We start from the raw sequence: 17657 nt of genomic DNA, 5'->3' as shown, positions 1-17657 counted from the left end.
TCCCTGCCCAGCTTGGGGGACTTTTCCCGCCTCGGTGCTTGTTCTCCCCACGCCTGCGTCGCTGTCAGTGCCAGCGACTACGATGAGCAACGCGGACGAAGGGGACAGCGTGAACGATCTCATCGACACCACAGAGATGTACTTGCGTACCATCTACGAGCTCGAAGAAGAAGGTGTCGTCCCGCTGCGGGCCCGGATCGCGGAGCGGCTGCAGCAGAGCGGCCCGACCGTGAGCCAGACCGTCGCCAGGATGGAGCGCGACGGACTGGTCGTCGTCGCGGACGACAGGCATCTGCAGCTGACCGAGCACGGTCGCGAACTCGCCATCGCGGTCATGCGCAAGCACCGGCTGGCCGAGCGCCTCCTGGTCGACGTCATCGGCCTGGAGTGGGAGCACGTCCACAACGAGGCCTGCCGCTGGGAACACGTGATGAGCGAGGCCGTCGAGCGCAAGCTGGTCAAGCTGCTCGACCACCCCACCACGTCGCCCTACGGCAACCCGATCCCGGGGCTCGACAAGCTCGGCGACGGCGATCCCGCTCCACCCGCCGAAGCCGACCTCGTGCGGCTCGACGAGTTCGCCCGCATGGGCGGCGGCGAGGTCGAGATCCGCCGCATCGCCGAGCACGTCCAGCTGGACGAGACGCTGATGACGGAGCTCAAGTCGGTCGGCATCGTGCCCGGCAGCCGGGTCAAGGTCGGCAAGACGGCGCCCGGCGGCACCATCGAGGTCACCGGCGGGAGCAACACCGCGCAGGTGCCCGTGTCGGCGCTGCACGCCGTGCTGGCGCAGGCCAGGTGAGCGCCGCGTCCGACGCCGCGGAGACCTTCCTGGCCCTCCACGGCCGGGCTCCGTCCGGGGTCTGGTCCGCGCCGGGCCGGGTGAATCTGATCGGTGAGCACACCGACTACAACGACGGTTTCGTGCTGCCGTTCGCCCTGCCGCACCGGCTCGCCGCCGCGGCGACGCCGCGCGAGGACGGTGTGCTGACCGTGGCCACCCTCGGCTCGGACGGCCGGGTCCAGGAATCCGGCCCGCTGACCGTCGCCGACCTGCGGCCCGGCTCGGTCGAGGGGTGGGCCGCGTATCCGGCGGGGGTCGCGTGGGTCCTGCGTGACCAGGGCCTCGGCGCCGGCGCGGACGTGGCGATCGCGGGGAACGTGCCGTCGGGGGCGGGCTTGTCCTCCTCCCACGCGCTCGAATGCGCTGTCGCGCTCGCCCTGCTGGGGCTGGCGGGCACCATTCCGGGCACCGGCGGGGGTTCGCCGAGCCTGCACGAAGTGGCCCGCTGGGTGCAGCGTTCGGAGAACGACTTCGTCGGGGCGCCGACCGGTCTGCTCGACCAGACCGCTTCCCTGTGCTGCACGGAATCGAACGTGCTGTTCCTCGACGTCCGCTCCGGCGAGATGGAACAGGTGCCGTTCCCGCTGGAGGAATCGGGCGTCCGGATCCTGATCATGGACACCCGCACGAAGCATTCGCACGCCGAGGGCGGCTACGGCGAACGCCGCCGGGGCTGTGAGCGTGCCGCGGAACTGCTCGAGGTGAAGGCGCTGAGGGATATCAGCGTCGATGGGCTGGACGCCGCGCTCGGCAGGCTGCCGGACGACCTCGTACCGCTGGTGCGCCACGTGGTGACCGAGAACCAGCGCGTCCTCGACACCGTGGACCTGCTGCGGGCGGGCCGCATCACCGAGATCGGTCCGCACCTGGACGCCTCGCATGTGAGCATGCGCGACGACTACCGGATCTCCACCCGTGAACTCGACCTCGCCGTCGATTCGGCCCGCGAAGCCGGGGCCCTCGGCGCGCGGATGACCGGCGGCGGCTTCGGGGGTTCCGCGATCGCGCTGGTCCGCGAGTCCGATGTGGACACCGTCGGGCGAGCGGTGAAGGCCGCGTACGAAGCGGCGGATCTGCGCCACCCCAGGCTGTTCACCGCCGTGCCATCGCGTGGCGCGGGCCGCGACGAGCTCTAGCGCGGGTTCGGCCCCGCTTTGGCGTGATTCGCGTGTCCAGGCACGGGACACGCGTGCTTGGAGACGGAACACGCCGACGCCGGATTCCGTGAGCCGCACCCGCACCCCGGGGCGCGGCCGGTGCCCGGGGGCGAGGACACTGGGCCGCGACCGCATCCGCAGCAGAAAGGCGCGAACGTGACCGACGAACCGACCAAGACCCTGAAGCTGATGGTGACGGGCGGAGCCGGTTATGTGGGCAGCGTCTGCGCGGCCCGCCTCATCGAGGCCGGGCACGACGTCACCGTGGTCGACGACCTCTCCACCGGGCACGCCGACGCGGTGCACCCGGACGCCACCTTCGTCGAGGGCGACGCCGCCGAGGTCGCCCGGCGGCTGCTCGGCGACGGCTTCGACGGTGTCCTCCACTTCGCCGCCAAGTCCCTGGTCGGCGAGTCCATGACGGATCCGGCGAAGTATTGGGAAGGCAACGTCCTGACCTCGCTCCGCCTGCTCGAAGCGATGCGCGACCACGGCACGAAGCGGCTGGTGTTCTCCTCCACCGCGGCCACCTACGGCGAGCCCGAGTCCTCCCCCATCCCGGAGACGGCGCCGACCCAGCCGACCAACACCTACGGTGCGACGAAGCTGGCCATCGACCACGCGATCACCTCGTTCTCGCGTGCCCACGGCATCGCCGCCGTCAGCCTGCGCTACTTCAACGTCGCCGGCGCCTACGGCTCCTTCGGCGAGCGGCACACCACCGAAACCCATCTGATCCCCCTCGTGCTCCAGGTCGCCACCGGGGACCGCGAGCGGATCCAGATCTTCGGTGACGACTACCCGACCGCGGACGGCACCGCCATCCGCGACTACATCCACGTGGTCGACCTCGCCGACGCGCACCTGCTGGCCGTGCGCCACGCGGCCGACGGCGAACACCGCATCTACAACCTCGGCAGCGGCACCGGGTTCTCGGTGCTCGAGGTGATCGAGGCGTGCCGCCGCACCACCGGCCACGAGATCCCCGCCGCGGTGGCCCCGCGGCGGGCGGGCGACCCGTCGGTGCTGGTGGCCTCCAGCGAGCGGGCCGGTGACGAACTCGGCTGGAAGCCCGAGCGCACCGACCTCGACGGCATCGTCGCCGACGCCTGGGCGTTCACGCGGTCCCGCCAGAACGCCTGAGGCCGATCTCTTGCGTTCCTTCGGCTCGCTGCCGAAGGACCACGTCGGCGACGTCGGACGGCGGCACCATCGCGTCCAGAGCCCTGGCCAGGAGTTTCGTCAGCCCGTGCCCAGGGTCGGCTTCGCCTGCCCTGGCCAAGGCGATCCCGGCGGTCGCCAGGTCGCCCCGGACATAGGCGGCGTGCGCCTTCAGGGCGAGCGCCTCGGCCGCTTCCGGTGCCGGGATTTCGCGGGCAAGCGTGAGCCAGAGATCCTCCGCCGCGCGGGCGAGCGCTGAGTCCGCGGGGGCGGCGGTGAGCATGCAGGCGCCGCGGACCTCGACCAGGGAAAGCGCCCAGGCCAGCCGGACGGCCTGGTCGTCCGTGATCGCCGGGTCGCCGCTGTCCGCGCGGGCGAGCGCGGCGTTCACCTCGGCGATCCCGGCCTGGACGAGGTCCGGGTCCCTCCATGGTGGATCGTCCAGCCTGGTGAGGAGATCGGCGCGTCTGGCGAGCGCCTCCGGCGCGACGGGGTCGAAGAGTCGCTCGAGTTCGTCCCGGCTCGCGTGGGTGATCTGCCCGGCACCGGTGACGACCGCGGCGGCCACCGAATCGCGCGGATCCGGCAGCAGACCGCCACAGGTCCTTTCCCGGTAGCACGCCCAGCGCACCTCGGCGGCGATACGCGGTGCCCATACCGAATGCAGCAGCGGGATGCCGTACTCGGCCAGCGAGGCTTCCACGCGCCGGACGAACCGGCGGCGCGGGGGCCGTCCCGCCTTGTTCGCGGGACCGCCACCGACCACCGCGACGATGGCGCCGGTGTGGCCGGTCAGGGCGAGCCGGACCGCGAGTTCACGCGCCTGGTCTTGTTCCAGGCCCGGCGGCGGCAGGTCCACACGCATGAGGAGGCCCTGACGCTTGCGGTCCTGGTCGCGGAGGCCGAAGACGACGACGGAGTCCTCGGGGTGGAATCCGAGGAGGTACGGGATCGCGGCGAGCAGGTCCGCCGGATCCGTCAGATTGACCTTGGTCCTGCCGGTCGGAGTCGATGTGGTCATGCCCCCACCTTGCGGCGGGAATGGGGCCGCCGGGTGGGGGCACGACACATCTGTGGACAGCCGGGACCGTTGTGGACAACCGCCGCGGGACCGAGCGCGGGGACGCCGATCCTGTCGGTGGGGTGGTCTACAGTGCCCGGCCCGCGGGGTCAGCCGCAGTGTTCGAACGGGCTCTCGTAGGCGTTCGACCCGACCGAGCCGCCCCACTTGACGCAGGTCGCGGCGGCCGTCTTCTTCACCGGGCCGGCGTAGTAGGCGAAGCTGCCGGAGTCGGTCACGCGAGCGGAACCCTGGACTTCGAGGAACGCCGACACCGGCGACGCGGTGCCGAGCGAAACCGCCTTCAGCGTGGTGACGCAGTTGGCCTTGGTCGACGCGTTGTAGAGCAGGTACGCGGTACCCGAACCGTTCGCGAGCCCCTGCGAGTCGACGACCGAGAACCCGCTGCCACACACCTCGGTGGCCTCGTACGGGTTGCCGCCGCACGAGTTCTTGCTGGTGAAGTTGGTGTGGCCGTAGTACGGCACGGCGACCCCGTTCAGCACCGCCTTCTGCGCGACCCCGTTGAGCCGCTGTTCGAAGTGCAGGTGGGGGCCGGTCACGCCGCCGGTCGCCCCGGCCGTGCCGATCTGCTTGCCGAGGCTGACGGCCTGGCCGACCGACACGGACTGGGTCGACAGGTGCGCGTACCGGGTACGCCAGCCGCCGCCGTGGTCGATCTCGACCCAGCGCCCGTAGCTCGTGCTGCCCTCGTTGGCGACCCTGGTGACGGTGCCGCCCGCCGACGCCAGCACCGGCATCCCGGTGATCCCCGACTTCTGGAAGTCGACCGAGTTCGCCGGGCTGTGCCCGCTGAACGTCGCCGCCGTGACCGTGACGCCGCATTTGAACGGGACCTGGAAGTTCGGGGCGGCCGACGCCTGCGTCGTACCGGCGAGGGTCAGGCCGAGCGCGGGGATGACGGCGGCCGCGGCGAGCACTGCGAAACGGCGCAACCTGGACATGGAGACCTCCATCAGGTGGGGAAGCCGGACAGCCCGAAGCAAAGCCGGGGGAAATACATTTTCCGTACAAGCCCGAGGTCGGGTCGGGGTTTTCCGCCCGAAACGCCGGACCCCGTCCCGTCCGGCGCCGCCATCGCGTGCCGCGAAAGCCACTTCGCAACACGCCTCGGCCTCGGCGTCACCACGGCACATCGATGACGTAGTGAAGGCCTCCTTCCCTGCCCTCAGGGTAAGGAAGGAGGCCTTCACGGACGTCGCGGCAGAGTGAGCGCCGGACATCCGGAGCAGGCTCGCTCAGCCGAAAGCGGCTCGCAGCGCGGGTTTGCCACCCGCCACCGGCAGCACCAGCGAAGTACGGTTCAGCTCGACCGAGACACCGGCGCCCGGCTTCGGCCGGAGCGTGTAGTCGTGGTCGCTGGAGGCCACCAGGAACTCGATCTTGTGCCCGGCCGCGAGCAGGTAGTCCTTCGCGACCAGTTCCACCTCGACCTTGTAGTTCTCACCAGGGGTGATCGGGTCGGTGCGGGCGGGGTCGCGCCGGTTCTGCGGGTCGGTCCAGCCGCGGGTGATCACCTTCGCCGTCCCGTCCGGAGCGCGGTCGAGGAGCACCGCGGTCACGTTCGCGGCCGGCTTGTCGAAGGACAGCGACAGGTCGGTCTTCACGGTCCCGGAAAGCCGCACGGGCTGCTTCGCCGCGGTGGTCGAGTACAGCAGCCGGTGGCCCGACGACGCCGCGGCCGCCAGCTGTTCGATCGTCTTGCTCGCGTCGTCCGCAAGCGTCTCGACGGCGGCCTTGCCCGGAACGGGGTTGCGCGTGTCGAGCTTGCCCTTCGAAGAGCCGCCGGGCCACGGGTAGAGCTTGACGTCCTGGGTGCCGGGAAGCGGCCACTCCGGCTCGTCCACCCACGACTTGTCCTCACGCTGGATGGTGGCCTTCGGCTCACGCTCGATGCCGTTGTCCACGTCGTAGAGGTAGTGCGACATCCACTTGTTCAGCGTGGCGAGCCAGACGTCGCGGCGGAGGCTGTACGGGTCGGCGTGCCCGGCCTGGTGCAGCCAGATCTTGTGCTCGACGCCGCGCGCCTTGAGCATCTCGTACCAGCGGGTGCCCTGGTCGGTCTTGACATTCCAGTCGCCGAAGCCGTGCACCACGAGCACTGAGGCCCGCACCTTGTTCACGTCGTTGCGGTAGTTCCGCGCGTCCCAGAAGCGGCTGTAGTCACCGGTCACGCGGTCCTGGTCGACCGCGATGCCGTCGATCAGCGGACGGCAGACGGCGCGATCCTGTCGCGTGTGGACGTAATCGGCGAGCACGTCCGCGTCCTCGCCCTGGAATCCGCCTGCCGCGACGACGGCGCCGTCGTTGCGGTAGTAGTCGTACCAGCTGGAGATCGCCGCGATCGGGACGATCGTCTCCAGCCCCTCGACGCCGGTGCTGGCCACGGCGTTGGGCAGCGTCCCGTTGTAGGAGACGCCCATCATGCCGGTCTTGCCGGTGCTCCAGTCCGCGACCGCGGCCTTGCCCGCCGCGTCCCGCGCCGTCGCGCGGCCGTTCAGCCAGTCCACAATGGACTTCGCGCCGATGGTCTCGTTGACGTCGCCACTACTCGGGCAGCCGGTGGACTGGCCGCTGCCGAGCGATTCGCCGTACACCACCGCGAACCCGCGGGCGGTGAAGTAGTCCTGGTAGCGCCAGCTGATCGGGGCGGCGTTCGGGCCGACGGTCTTGGTCGCGATCCGCGGGCCCGCGGGGACGCGCTTCGCGCCGGGCACGTACAGCTCGACGTCGACGTTGTGGTTCGCGACGTCGTTGCCGCCCGCGTAGTACGGGCTGGCCTGGTAGACGACCGGGACCTTCATGCCCTGCTGCGTCGCGCGGGGCCGCACCACCTCCGCGTGCACGAGGTCGTCCTTGCCGTCGCGGTCACTGTCGACCGGCGCGGTGACCCAGACGTTCTCCCGGATGACGTCCGCCGGGTCGAACACCGGCTGGGCTTGGCCGTCCTTGAAGACCGGCGTCGGCGGCGCGTCGGCTTGAGCGGGCAACGCCGTCGCCGGAAGGACCAGAACGGCGGTGAACAGGGCAGCGAGCCTGGCGACTCTCACAGGACCCCCAATGGCGGGCGGGCAAGACCCAGCTGAGGTTTCCGGCCACCCGAACAGGTGTCAAGAGACTAACGTCGGAGGCATGCCGAGCGCACTGGAAGCACCGATCGTCGCCGTCACCGTCTACCCGCACCACGCCCGGATCACCAGACGGGCTTCGGCTGCACTCGACGGCGAAACGCGCTTCGCCTTCGCGGGCCTGCCGTGGAACCTGGACACCGACTCGGTCCGCGTCACCGGTTCCGGCCCGGCGGTCATCGCCGGGGTCGACGTCGCCGTCGAACGCCATCCCGCGCCCGCGGACGCCTCCCTGCGCGCGCTGACCGAGCAGCGGCACGCCGATCAGGCGGTGGTCGACGAGGTCGCGGACGCCGTCACCGCGGAATCCGCGAAGGTCGATCTGCTGACCGGGCTGGCGACACGCAGCGGCAAGAGTTTCGCGAAGGCGCTCGCGGCGGGTACGGCGGAACCGCCCCGGGTCGCCGAAGTCACCGACGCGCTCGGCACGCAATTGGCCGAGGCGCTCGGGAAACGCCGCGAACTCGGCATCCGCCTCGCGCGGCTCCGCGACGACCTCAAGGCGCTCGACCGCGAGATCGAGGCGAAACTAGGAACGTCCGAAGTGGACAGCGCGACGGTCACGGTCGAGCTGGAGAGCCAGGAGGACGGCGCGGAAATCGGCCTCGAGCTGTCCTATGTGGTCGCGAACGCGTGCTGGGAGCCGGGTTACGACGTACGCGTCCGCGGCGAGGACGTCTCGCTGACCTGGTACGGGCGGATCACCCAGCACACCGGTGAGGACTGGCCGGAATGCGAACTGGCCCTCTCCACCGCGCGGCCGGCGAACACCGTGGAGGTGCCGGAACTCGATCCGTGGTTCCTCGACCGCGTGCGGGAGTACACGCCGTCGATGGCACGCATGGCGTACGGCGGCGCGTCGCCCGCGGGCGGCGGGATCCCGGAGTCGGTGGGCATGCCGGCCCCCGGCGCGCCCCCGATGGCGGCGCGGACCGCGTCCGTCGAACAGGGCACCACCGCGGTCACCTACCGGCCCGGCCGCCCGGTGGCGGTCCCTTCGGGAGCGCAGGGTCACCGCACGACGCTCGCGCAGCTGGAGCTGACCGCGAAACTGGGTTACGTCACCGCTCCGGTGGTGTCGCCGGAGGCGTTCCTGCGGGCGACCGTCGTCAACACCTCGCAGCACACCCTGCGGCCGGGCAAGGCGTCTGTGTTCCACGAGACGGAATTCGTCGGCACCACCCGGCTGGACGTCTGGGCGCCGGGTGAGGAACTCGAACTCGCCCTCGGCGTGGACGACCGGATCCGGATCGAGCGCGAACTCACGCACCGCACGGCGAGCAAGGCGACACTGTCCGGCGTCCGCAAGCGGGAAGCCGCCTACACCACGACCATCGTCAACCACAGCCCGCGCGAAGCCGTCGTGACCGTGTTGGACCAGGCGCCGGTCTCCCGGGACGACGCGATCACCGTCCGGGACGTGCGCACCGTGCCGGAACCGGCGGAGCGGACCGAGCTGGGTGAGTTCACCTGGCGGCTCACACTCGCTCCGGGGGCGAAGGCCGTCGTGACGCTCGGGTACCGGGTGGACGTCGCGAAGGGGGTCGAGCTGGCGGGCTGGCGGGAGTAGACGGTTCACCCGGCCACCCCGGGCGGCGGAACTCACAGCAGGCCGCGCCGGCGTGCGGCGACGACGGCGTCGCGGCGGTGGTTGACGCCGAGCTTCCGGTAGATGCCGCGAAGATGGGTCTTGACCGTGTTCACCGACACGAAGAGCGAATCGGCGATCTGCTCCGCGGTGCGCATCGACGGCAATTCGGTGAGGAGTTCGAGCTCGCGTGAGGTGAGGGATTCGACCGGGGGCGCGGGGCCGGCCGGTAGTGCCTGCAGCACGGTACCCGCGAACTCTTCGCTACGCCCGAACCTCCCGGCTCCGCAAACCAGTAGTTCCCGGATGTGCTGCCCGGCGTCGTGGAAGGGCCGTAACGCCTGCTGGGGTGCCGCGAGGTCGAGTGCACGGCCGACGGCGTTGTGCGCCCGGTTCTGTTCACCGGCTTGGTCGGCGAGAACGGCTTCGAGGAGCCAGCTGTCGATCAAGGTACGCGCCACCAGAGGGCTGGTCTGGCACTCGATCACCGGCTGCAGGCGGCGGCGTGCGGCGCCGGTTCTGCCGCGGTGAATGTGCATGAGCGCGGTGAGCAGCGCGTGCTCCGCGTAGGGGGCCAGCAGGTGCCGATTCTGTTCGGTCACGTCCGCCGCCCAGGTGGGTTCTCCGACGCGAAGGGCCAGTCGTTGTTCGATCGGAGCCGTATAGGCGACGAGCCAGGGAGTGCTCGGCTGCGCCGCGAGCCGTTGCCGGTGCCCCCGCAGCGCTTCGACGACCGCGTGCGGATCGGCGGCGAGATCGAATTCGACGGCGGCGCTGAGTGTCACCGTCAGCATTTCCACGGCCGGCTCCACGGCCGCGGGCGAAAGGTGAGTCGCCAGTGCGGAGAACCGGCGGGCGCTCTCCTGGTCCAGCCTCTGATAGGCCGCCAGTCCGAGAACCGCATACAGGAAGGCGGTCCGCGCGGTCTCCTCCCAGCCGCGAGCACGGGCCAGCTCGAGGGCGGCATTGGTGTGCACCGCCAGCCCGGCGAGGTCACCCTGTACGCACGCGATGGCCGCGAGGTGGGTCCTGCACTGCAGGCTGACTGCGTCGCGCCGCTCCGGAGTGGCCATCCGCAGCGCGCGTTCCAGATCGCGGGTGGCGTTCGAGAGGCCACCCAGCCACAGAGCCGCGGTCCCGCGGGTGAGGAGGGCGAGCAGGTCGAGGTCGAAATCGCCGGAATCGCCCGCGCTCGTGGCGCGGAGTTCGGCGAGCGCTTTCTCCATGTTCCCGCCGAATCTCGCCCGATAGAGGACGGCCACGGCGTTCAACGCGCGCAGACGCCCGGAACGAAGGGGCTGCGCCGAATTGTCGACTCTGCCGAGGTATCGGTCCGCGGTCACGAGGTCATGAGAGTCGAGGGCGGCGACCGCCGCGGTGAGTGCCACCTGAGGCCGGGCCAGGATGTGCTCCGGAATCGCGCCGAGCAGCGTGTGCAATCGCGATCCTTGTCCTTTGAGGACGGTTTGCAGCCCGAACCGCTGGATGTACCGGGTGACCTGCTCTTCGTCCTGCGCGGCGACACTGTGCTCCAGCGCGGTGAGCACGTCGCCGGAGTCGGTGAACCATTCGGCCGCCGAACGGTGGAGCCTGCGGTAGGCCCGCGGGTGACGGCGAGTCAGCTCGGCACGCAGGTAGTCGCGGAGCAAGGGGTGGCAGCGGTATCGAGGACGGTCTCGGCCGTGCCGGGTGACCAGCGCGTTGGTGCGGGCGAGCGTGTGCAGAATCTGCCCGGAGTTCTCCTGCCCGGTCAGCCGGGTGGCCAGCTCGTCGGTGACGTCAGTGCACACCGAGGTGCTCAGCAAGAACTCACGGATGTACGCGGGTTGCGGGCCGAGGATCTCCCCGGACAGGTATTCGGCCAGCAGGCGGTCGTCGCCGGTGAAGGCTCGAATCGTCTCGCTCGCGTCCGATGAGGCGGCCAGTGAAAGGGTGAGGAAACGCAGGCCCGCCGCCCAGCCCTCCGTCCGTTCCGAGATCTTGTCCAGATCCGCCTTCGTCAGCGCGAGGTTCTGCCTGGCGAGCAGTCTTCCGGTTTCCTGCTCGGTGAAGTTCAGCTGGTGCGCCGTGATTTCCCGCAGCCTGCCTTCCAGCCGGAGCCGGGGCAGGATCAGCGGTGGCGGGAACCGGGTCGCGATGACGACCCGCACTCCGGACGGCAGGTAGCGCAAAAGCATGTTCACGTTCTTGATCGCGGCCGGTGCGGACAGCTCGTGTGCGTTGTCCAGCACCAGGATCACCGGCCGCGAGAGCCGGTCGCACATGTCGATGAAGGCGGCGATGCCTTCGTGAGCGGAAGCGTCCCGCGCCGGCGTCAGTTCGGAGACGACGTCGTCCTCGACGCTTCGGTCAAGCGCGCAGAGGATCGACGACCACAGTGAGAATACCTTGTTGTCGTTGGCGTCCAGCGAAATCCACGCTACATGTTCGTCGGTGGCGTGGTGGCGTGCTCTCCGCCCCAGCCAGCTGCCGAGCAGCACGGTCTTGCCGGATCCCGCGGGTGCGTTGATCAGCGTGACGCTGGGGGTCTGGCCGGTGGTGGCCTGATCGAGGACGTCCAGCAACCGGTCCCGCTCGAGAATGTCGCAGGCGGACGGTGGTGGTGCGAGCTTCGGCGACGGCACCACGACCGGGTCTACGTCGTGCGCGCCCGGTTCCGCACCTTCGGCAGGGGTCACCGGCCGGTGCATGACATCGCCGTGCTGGAGATGACATGCCAGACGAAGGCGAAGACCCGAGAAATCCCGGTGAAGACGAAAGCGAGACCGGAAATAACGGCGTCCACTGTCCCTGAGGACCGGCTGGCCCCCGGTTGCGCCGAAAGAACCAGAACGAATGTCATTCCCATCAGGACGAGTTTTGCTCTGGACCGAAGATGCGGCGCAGTGCTCACCGATTCACTCCCTTCGATTCCCCAGAACGGGTGAGGGGACCGATTTTGCTCACCCCAAGCGGCGGTCACCTCCTCCTTTGCGGGTGAGTCGGGACCGGTGACCGCGGCCCCTCGTCCAAAAGGGTGGCCGCCGCTAGAATCGATTTCTAGTGTTGGGTAACGAAGCCGAGGGCTCGTTTTCACCCGCCATGAAGGAGGAGCTCCGTGCCCCAAGGGCGCATTCTGGAGTCAGCGGATCGCGAAGCCTGCCCCAGCCCAAGGCTCCGCCGTCCGCATGCGGTACCGGGTAGCAGCTCCCCGTTGGCCCGCAGGAGCTGCGCGTGTCGGGGCGTCGGAGGGCGTGGCGAGTGGGCCCGAGGAAACGCGGAGGCGAACTCCACCCGGTACCGCATCCGAACTTCCGGCGGTGAGACCGCCGTGCGTGCGTTGCCCGTCACCGACAAGCGAAGCGTTGGCGGGCAACGCGATTCGTTGCTGAAGAGCGATCTCGGACGGGAGTCACGGAATGACGGATGACTCGCTCACCGTGCTCCCGCTCGCGATCACCATGATGGCCGGGCCGCAGTTCGTGTCGGCGTTGATCCTGATCACGACGGCGCGCGCGGTGCCGACATCGCTCGCGTTCGTGGCGGGCGTCGCGGCGGCCGCCACGGCCGGAACCGCGCTCACGACCTGGCTCGCGGGGTTCCTGCCGCCAGATCCCCTCGTCTCCGATTCGGACGGCTCGCTCTACACGATCATCGAGTACGTACTGGTCGCGATCCTGGTGGGGGTCGCGATCTGGAACTGGACGCACCGCGAAACCGCGGAACCGCCGAAATGGCTCGGATCGCTCATGTCGGCGGGTCCCGGGCGCGGGTTCCGCACCGGATTCCTGCTCATCGCGTTCTTCCCCTCGGACGTGCTCGTCATGTGCGTGGTCGGCCTCGACATCGCCCGCAGCGGGGCGGGTTTCAGCGCGGCCATCCCGTTCCTCCTGACCACCACCCTGATCGCCGCGCTGCCGCTGCTGGCTTACCTGCTCTTCCGGCGGCGCGCGGCGCGGGTCATGCCGGACATCCGGGACTGGACGAACGCCCACGGCTGGCTGCTGAACATCCTGGCATGCCTGTTCTTCATCGTGCTCATCCTGTTCTGACGTCGGCCGGTTCCCGGCGAGGCGAACCCACCAACGCCGTGACCCAGCTGCCGGCCGGGTCGTCGACGAGCATGGCCGGCGCCAGCAGAGTCGCGGGAACCGAGAGCAACGTCCCGAGTGGCCCGAGCACCCAAGCCCAGAACACCAGCGCGACGAAGGTCGCCGTGGCGGACAACCCGACGGCGTTGCCGACGTAGCGCGGCAGGAGCAGCGACTGCATCACGAAATTGATCACCACGTAGACCACCACCACCGCCAGCATGGCCTGCCAGCCGCCGTCAAGGACCGCGAGCGTGGCAGGCGGGGCGAGGCCGAGCAGAAAGCCGATCGTCGGTTGTAGTTGGTCACGAACGACAGCAGGCCCCACAAAGCCGCGAGCGGTACCCTGAGCAAGACCAGCGCGATGACGTCCATTACCGCGACGACGAGGCCGAAGGCCGTGGTCACCGCCAGGGTACACCCGGACACGACGGCCGAAGTCGCGCAGCGCTTCGGCCGTCCGTGCCCGCTCGCCCGCGATACGGGCGATCCGGCTGTCGATGTCCGCGGTTTCGGCGCTGAGGAACAGCAGCAATCCCAGCAGGAAGACCAGGCTCGTGGTGACACCGGTCAGATCGGCGAGCAGGGAGCCGAGATACGAAACGAGCTGCCGGGGTCGATGGACTTGAGGATGTCGCGCAACTGCGCCTGCCCGGCACCGAATTCCGCCAGCGCGTCGGCGATTTCGGCATACAGACCGGCGATCCGGTCCGCGTGGCGTGGCAGGAGCGCGGCGAGCTGGGCGACCGACACGATCATCGCTACGCAGAAGGCGATGAGTATCCCGTGAACGAACACCACGAGCGCCGCCGTCGCGGCCCAGCGAGGAAAGCCGAGGCTCCGCAACCGGCCGTGTGCGGGGCTGAGCGTGATCACGATGACGAGCGCCAGCAACGTCGGCGCCACCAGCCACGCGACCGCCTTGATTCCCGCGATACCGACCACGATCGCGGCCGCGCCGAGCAGGACGACGAGCGCTCGCGGTGTTCGAGGTGTGGGCCGGTCTGTCACCACAACCCGCGATTCGGGGCTTCGTCACCGTGGACGATGACCGCCCAGATGACCGTCACGCACAGGGCGATCACGATCGTCGACCACAGCGGATGCGCCGCGAGGAACACCAGATGGGTCAACGCGTTGCCGGCGGCGAAGAGCACCGCGATCACCCTCGCCCAGATGGCGCCCGAGACGAGGACGCCGCCGGCGATCGCCACCAGCACACCTCCCACCAGATGGGCCCACGCCCAGCCGGTCAGGTCCAGGACGAGCGTGTACTCCGGACCCGCGATGTAGTAACCGCCCTGGACCAGGGCCACGATTCCCGCGATGGCGTTGAAAACGCCGAGGATGACCATGATCACGCTGGCGAAGAAGATCCACCCGGTCCAGATCGGCCGTAGCCCGGACCGGTGCTCTCCCTGGCGATGGTCGGTGAGATCGGCGTCGGCACTCCAATGCTGACTCATTTCGGCCCCGTTCCCGGTTCGTCGGCGGTCTGGAATTCCTGTTCCATCGAAAAGGTTTCGCGAAGTGCCTTCTCCTGTTCAGAGGTCAAGTTCGTGAAGAACAGCTCTGGCGTTTCCTGGCCGCTGAAGGCCTGTCGCACCTTGTCCATGACGGCGCCCGAGCTGAGCAGGAACAGGGCCGACGTGCCTTCGGTGACTTCTCCCCTGATCCGCCGGATCAGGTCGTCGTCGATGCCGTAATCCGACGCCAATCCGCCGACGGTTCCCGCGGCGGCCCCGAGCGCCGCGCCGAGCAGCGGCACGAGGAAGATCAGGCCGAAGAGCATTCCCCAGAACGCCCCGGTCAGCGCGCCGCGACCGGCCAGATTGCGCAACTGGCGGAGTTTCGGCTTGGACGCGCCTTCCGGCCACGTCACCGTCGCGGCGTCGTGTATCGAGATGAGCTGGCTTTTCGCCAGGCTCTTCAGCGTCTCCGCCGCGCGGTCCGCGCCATCGGCCGAGCGGAACATCCAGATGGTCAACGTGTCCACGTCTCACCGTCCCTTTCTGAAAGCTGGTGATACGACCACGGCCATCGCACAGTGACGACGGGAGCGCGCACATCACCTGAGACGGATGAGCGTCGTACTCCCCTCCCAGGCCGGGAACTCATCCGCCCGAGGTGATGCCCGGCTTTCCGGGAACGGTCCAGATTGGTCGAAAAGCCCGTCCGGCAAGGAGTTGCCTGTGGACCACCCATCGCTGATCGCCGACCATGGATTGATCGGGGACCTGCAGACCGCCGCGTTGGTGAGCACCGACGGCGCGATCGACTGGTTCTGCAGTCCCCGATTCGATTCTCCGAGCGTGTTCGCCAAGCTCCTGGATCCCGGCGGCGGCCACTGCCGTGTCCGTCCCGTCCAGGAGCCGTACACCTCGCGTCAGTTCTACTTTCCCGGCACCGCCGTACTGATCACCCGGTTCATGACCAAGCTGGGTACCGGCGAGGTCATCGACTTCATGCGCCCGGTGCACGCACCACACGCGACCCCCGGCCACCGGCTGATCCGGATGATCCGCTGCTTGCGCGGACACATCGAGTTCTCCGTGGACGTCGTCCCGCGATTCGACTACGGGCGCCGACCGCACACCACCACCGTCACCGATGACGGCGCGCTGTTCGACAGCGGGCTGTCCGCCTTGACCCTGCACGCGGTCCGGGAACCCGGAGACGCACAGCTGGCGCACATCCACGTCATCGAAGGCGGCGTCTACGGCTCGGTCGCCTTGGAAACCGGGCAGGTCCGCGGTTTCATGTTCGAGTCGGACGGCGGGGAGCCGCGCTCGATCCGGGTCACCGAGATCGAGAAGGTCTTCGAGGACACCGTTCGCTATTGGCGCGACTGGCTGAACCGCTCGACATACCGGGGACGCTGGCGCGAGATGGTCGAGCGATCGGCGATCACCCTCAAGCTGCTGACTTTCGCACCGACCGGGGCGATGGTCGCCGCACCGACCACGAGCTTGCCGGAGCAGATCGGCGGCGAACGGAACTGGGACTATCGCTACACCTGGGTGCGGGACGCGTCCTTGGCCGTCTCTTCGTTGCTGGCATTGGGATTCACGGATGAGGCGATCGCTTTCGCCCAGTGGCTCCGGGAACGCCATCTACGCGGCGATGGACGACTGAAGATCATGTACCGCGTGGACGGCTCATCGGACCTGCTGGAGGAATCCTTCACGCACTGGTCCGGGTACCGCGGGTCGGTGCCGGTGCGGATCGGCAACTCCGCGTCCGATCAACTCCAGCTCGATGTCTACGGCGAACTGCTCGACGCCGTGTACCAGGCCGATCGACGGGGTGCCAAGGTCGGGCAGGAGGGCTGGAAGGCGCTGGCAGGCCTGCTCGATTGGCTCGCGGAGAACTGGGATCAGCCGGAGGAGGGAATCTGGGAAACACGGGAAGGAAAGGCCGACTTCACCTATGGCCGGCTCATGAGCTGGGTCGCCTTCGACCGGGGCATTCGCCTCGCGACGGCAAACGGCCGTCCCTGCGCGCTCGACTCCTGGCGGCACGAGCGCGACCGCGTCTACGAACAGATCTGGGAGCACGGCTGGAATCCGCTCAAACAGGCCTTCGTCCAGCGGTACGGTTCCGACTCCCTCGACGCGTCGCTCCTTCGCATGGCCGACGTCGGTTTCATCACTCCTTCCGACCCCTGCTGGCTGGCGACCTTGACCGCCATCGAGAAGGACCTGGTCACCGATAGCCTCGTCTACCGCTACGACCCGCGCGTCTCCCCTGACGGCCTTCGAGGGAACGAGGGCACCTTCTCGCTTTGCACGTTCGGATACGTCACCGCTCTCGCCCGCGCCGGGTACCTGGAGAAGGCACGGCTGACGTTCGAGAAGATGCTGACCTACGCCAACCACGTCGGTCTGTACGCCGAGGAGATCGGCCCGACCGGCGAGCAGCTCGGCAACTTTCCGCAGGCGTTCACTCACCTCGCGCTCATCGACGCCGCGCTCACGCTCGACAGCGCCATCGGCGACGGAGCGCACCGGGAGGCGGAGCCGCCGCTGACCGCACGGTACAGGTGATCGTGAGCGGTAAGGACGGTTCTGGTGGGCCCGCGTTCAGTCACCCACCGGCGTGCGCTCCAACCGTCCTTACCGCCCACTAGACCAAGCGCCCGGAACGACCCTCATGGCACTTGCGCGGCTCAACCCTGCGAGATGTAGGCCTCGAGATGCTCTTGGCTCTTCTCCAGTTCTTCCATCCGGGTCTTCACGACGTCGCCGATGCTCACGATGCCCGCGAGCCTGCCGTCGGCCACGACCGGGACGTGCCGGATACGGCGTTCGGTCATCAGCACGGACAGCTGGTCCACCGAATCCTCGGGGCCGCAGCTGGCGACCATCTTGGTCATGATCGCGGACACCGATCCGTCGAGCAGCTGGGGCCCGCGCTCGTTGAGCCGGCGCACCACGTCCCGTTCGGAGACGATCCCGACTATCCCGCCATCGGCGTCCACGACCACCAGGGCACCGACGTTGTGCTCCGCGAGTCTTTCGAGCAGCTCGGTGACGTTCGTCTCCGGCGAGACGGTCGCGACGGCCGTCCCCTTCTTCCGCAACAGATCGGAAATCCGCATACGCGCTCCTCCCGGACAGGTGACCTGA

At 69.0% G+C, this 17657-nt stretch carries 13 protein-coding genes and 1 pseudogene; 6 read left to right on the top strand and 8 right to left on the bottom strand.

All coding sequences use genetic code 11. The annotated features are described in order from the left end of the window. Positions 1-82 precede the first annotated feature (82 nt). The 3 genes from AC069I_RS22945 to galE all read left to right on the top strand — a co-directional run bounded on the left by AC069I_RS22945 (position 83) and on the right by galE (position 3144). Positions 83-802, top strand: coding sequence for an iron-dependent transcriptional repressor DtxR (locus AC069I_RS22945; protein ID WP_378436529.1), 720 nt, complete (start codon positions 83-85; stop codon positions 800-802). Next, on the top strand, positions 799-1980 hold the full coding sequence (gene galK / locus AC069I_RS22940) for a galactokinase (protein ID WP_478235490.1): 1182 nt from the start codon (positions 799-801) through the stop codon (positions 1978-1980). The genes AC069I_RS22945 and galK overlap by 4 nt, the downstream gene beginning before the upstream one ends. A 210-nt stretch (positions 1981-2190) precedes the next feature. Beyond that, positions 2191-3144 (top strand): UDP-glucose 4-epimerase GalE, encoded by a 954-nt coding sequence (galE, locus tag AC069I_RS22935; RefSeq protein WP_478228779.1) that lies wholly within the window; start codon positions 2191-2193, stop codon positions 3142-3144. Here galE and AC069I_RS22930 read toward each other — a convergent pair. The 3 genes from AC069I_RS22930 to AC069I_RS22920 form a co-directional block, all read right to left on the bottom strand. Next, positions 3119-4183: a DUF4192 domain-containing protein gene (locus AC069I_RS22930; RefSeq protein ID WP_478266359.1), complete on the bottom strand. Its 1065-nt coding sequence runs from the start codon at positions 4181-4183 to the stop codon at positions 3119-3121. The two genes, galE and AC069I_RS22930, sit on opposite strands and share 26 nt — an antisense overlap. A 149-nt stretch (positions 4184-4332) precedes the next feature. Further along, the gene (locus AC069I_RS22925) at positions 4333-5187 is read right to left on the bottom strand and encodes a M23 family metallopeptidase (protein WP_478228700.1); all 855 of its coding nucleotides are present in this window, start codon (positions 5185-5187) and stop codon (positions 4333-4335) included. A gap of 294 nt (positions 5188-5481) precedes the next feature. Continuing rightward, a complete protein-coding gene (locus AC069I_RS22920; RefSeq protein WP_478228701.1) occupies positions 5482-7293 on the bottom strand; it encodes a Xaa-Pro dipeptidyl-peptidase in 1812 nt (603 codons plus the stop codon). Between the two features lie 82 nt (positions 7294-7375). Between AC069I_RS22920 and AC069I_RS22915 the strand changes: the two genes are divergently transcribed. Next, complete coding sequence (locus AC069I_RS22915) at positions 7376-8941, top strand: DUF4139 domain-containing protein (protein WP_478266358.1); 1566 nt, start codon at positions 7376-7378, stop codon at positions 8939-8941. Between the two features lie 32 nt (positions 8942-8973). Here the strand turns inward: AC069I_RS22915 and AC069I_RS22910 are convergent, their stop codons facing one another. Next, positions 8974-11637 carry a winged helix-turn-helix domain-containing protein gene (locus AC069I_RS22910; RefSeq protein WP_478228703.1) on the bottom strand — a complete coding sequence of 888 codons (2664 nt, stop codon included), beginning with the start codon at positions 11635-11637 and terminating at the stop codon, positions 8974-8976. 720 nt (positions 11638-12357) lie between these two features. Here AC069I_RS22910 and AC069I_RS22905 point away from each other — a divergent pair. Continuing rightward, positions 12358-12990, top strand: coding sequence for a GAP family protein (locus AC069I_RS22905; protein WP_478266357.1), 633 nt, complete (start codon positions 12358-12360; stop codon positions 12988-12990). Here the strand turns inward: AC069I_RS22905 and AC069I_RS22900 are convergent. From AC069I_RS22900 to AC069I_RS22890, 3 genes and pseudogenes are all read right to left on the bottom strand, one after another. Further along, positions 12977-14043, bottom strand: a pseudogene (locus AC069I_RS22900) (AI-2E family transporter). The gene AC069I_RS22905 and the pseudogene AC069I_RS22900 overlap by 14 nt on opposite strands. Next, the gene (locus tag AC069I_RS22895; RefSeq protein ID WP_478228705.1) at positions 14037-14495 is read right to left on the bottom strand and encodes a DUF7144 family membrane protein; all 459 of its coding nucleotides are present in this window, start codon (positions 14493-14495) and stop codon (positions 14037-14039) included. Before AC069I_RS22895 ends, AC069I_RS22900 begins: the two are co-directional and overlap by 7 nt. Beyond that, positions 14492-15025: a DUF1269 domain-containing protein gene (locus AC069I_RS22890; protein ID WP_478228706.1), complete on the bottom strand. Its 534-nt coding sequence runs from the start codon at positions 15023-15025 to the stop codon at positions 14492-14494. The genes AC069I_RS22895 and AC069I_RS22890 overlap by 4 nt, the downstream gene beginning before the upstream one ends. Positions 15026-15221: 196 nt before the next feature. Here AC069I_RS22890 and AC069I_RS22885 point away from each other — a divergent pair, with 196 nt between their 5' ends. Continuing rightward, entirely contained in the window at positions 15222-17075 is a 1854-nt protein-coding gene (locus AC069I_RS22885; protein ID WP_478228707.1) for a glycoside hydrolase family 15 protein, read from the top strand. Between the two features lie 122 nt (positions 17076-17197). Here the strand turns inward: AC069I_RS22885 and AC069I_RS22880 are convergent, their stop codons facing one another. Then, complete coding sequence (locus tag AC069I_RS22880) at positions 17198-17629, bottom strand: CBS domain-containing protein (protein ID WP_340683302.1); 432 nt, start codon at positions 17627-17629, stop codon at positions 17198-17200. Positions 17630-17657 lie beyond the last annotated feature (28 nt).

This window comes from Amycolatopsis sp. NPDC043885 (assembly GCF_056435685.1).
The sequence above is the reverse complement of the archived record's forward strand: the minus strand, read 5'-3'. Positions and strand labels throughout refer to the sequence as shown.

Excerpts from the sequence above, each read along its gene's own strand:
- AC069I_RS22880 (WP_340683302.1), bottom strand. The coding sequence starts at position 17,629 with ATGCGGATTTCCGATCTGTTGCGGAAGAAGGGGACGGCCGTCGCGACC.
- AC069I_RS22915 (WP_478266358.1), top strand. The coding sequence starts at position 7,376 with ATGCCGAGCGCACTGGAAGCACCGATCGTCGCCGTCACCGTCTACCCG.
- AC069I_RS22895 (WP_478228705.1), bottom strand. The coding sequence starts at position 14,495 with ATGAGTCAGCATTGGAGTGCCGACGCCGATCTCACCGACCATCGCCAG.
- AC069I_RS22930 (WP_478266359.1), bottom strand. The coding sequence starts at position 4,183 with ATGACCACATCGACTCCGACCGGCAGGACCAAGGTCAATCTGACGGAT.
- galE (WP_478228779.1), top strand. The coding sequence starts at position 2,191 with ATGGTGACGGGCGGAGCCGGTTATGTGGGCAGCGTCTGCGCGGCCCGC.
- AC069I_RS22905 (WP_478266357.1), top strand. The coding sequence starts at position 12,358 with ATGACGGATGACTCGCTCACCGTGCTCCCGCTCGCGATCACCATGATG.
- AC069I_RS22925 (WP_478228700.1), bottom strand. The coding sequence starts at position 5,187 with ATGTCCAGGTTGCGCCGTTTCGCAGTGCTCGCCGCGGCCGCCGTCATC.
- AC069I_RS22945 (WP_378436529.1), top strand. The coding sequence starts at position 83 with ATGAGCAACGCGGACGAAGGGGACAGCGTGAACGATCTCATCGACACC.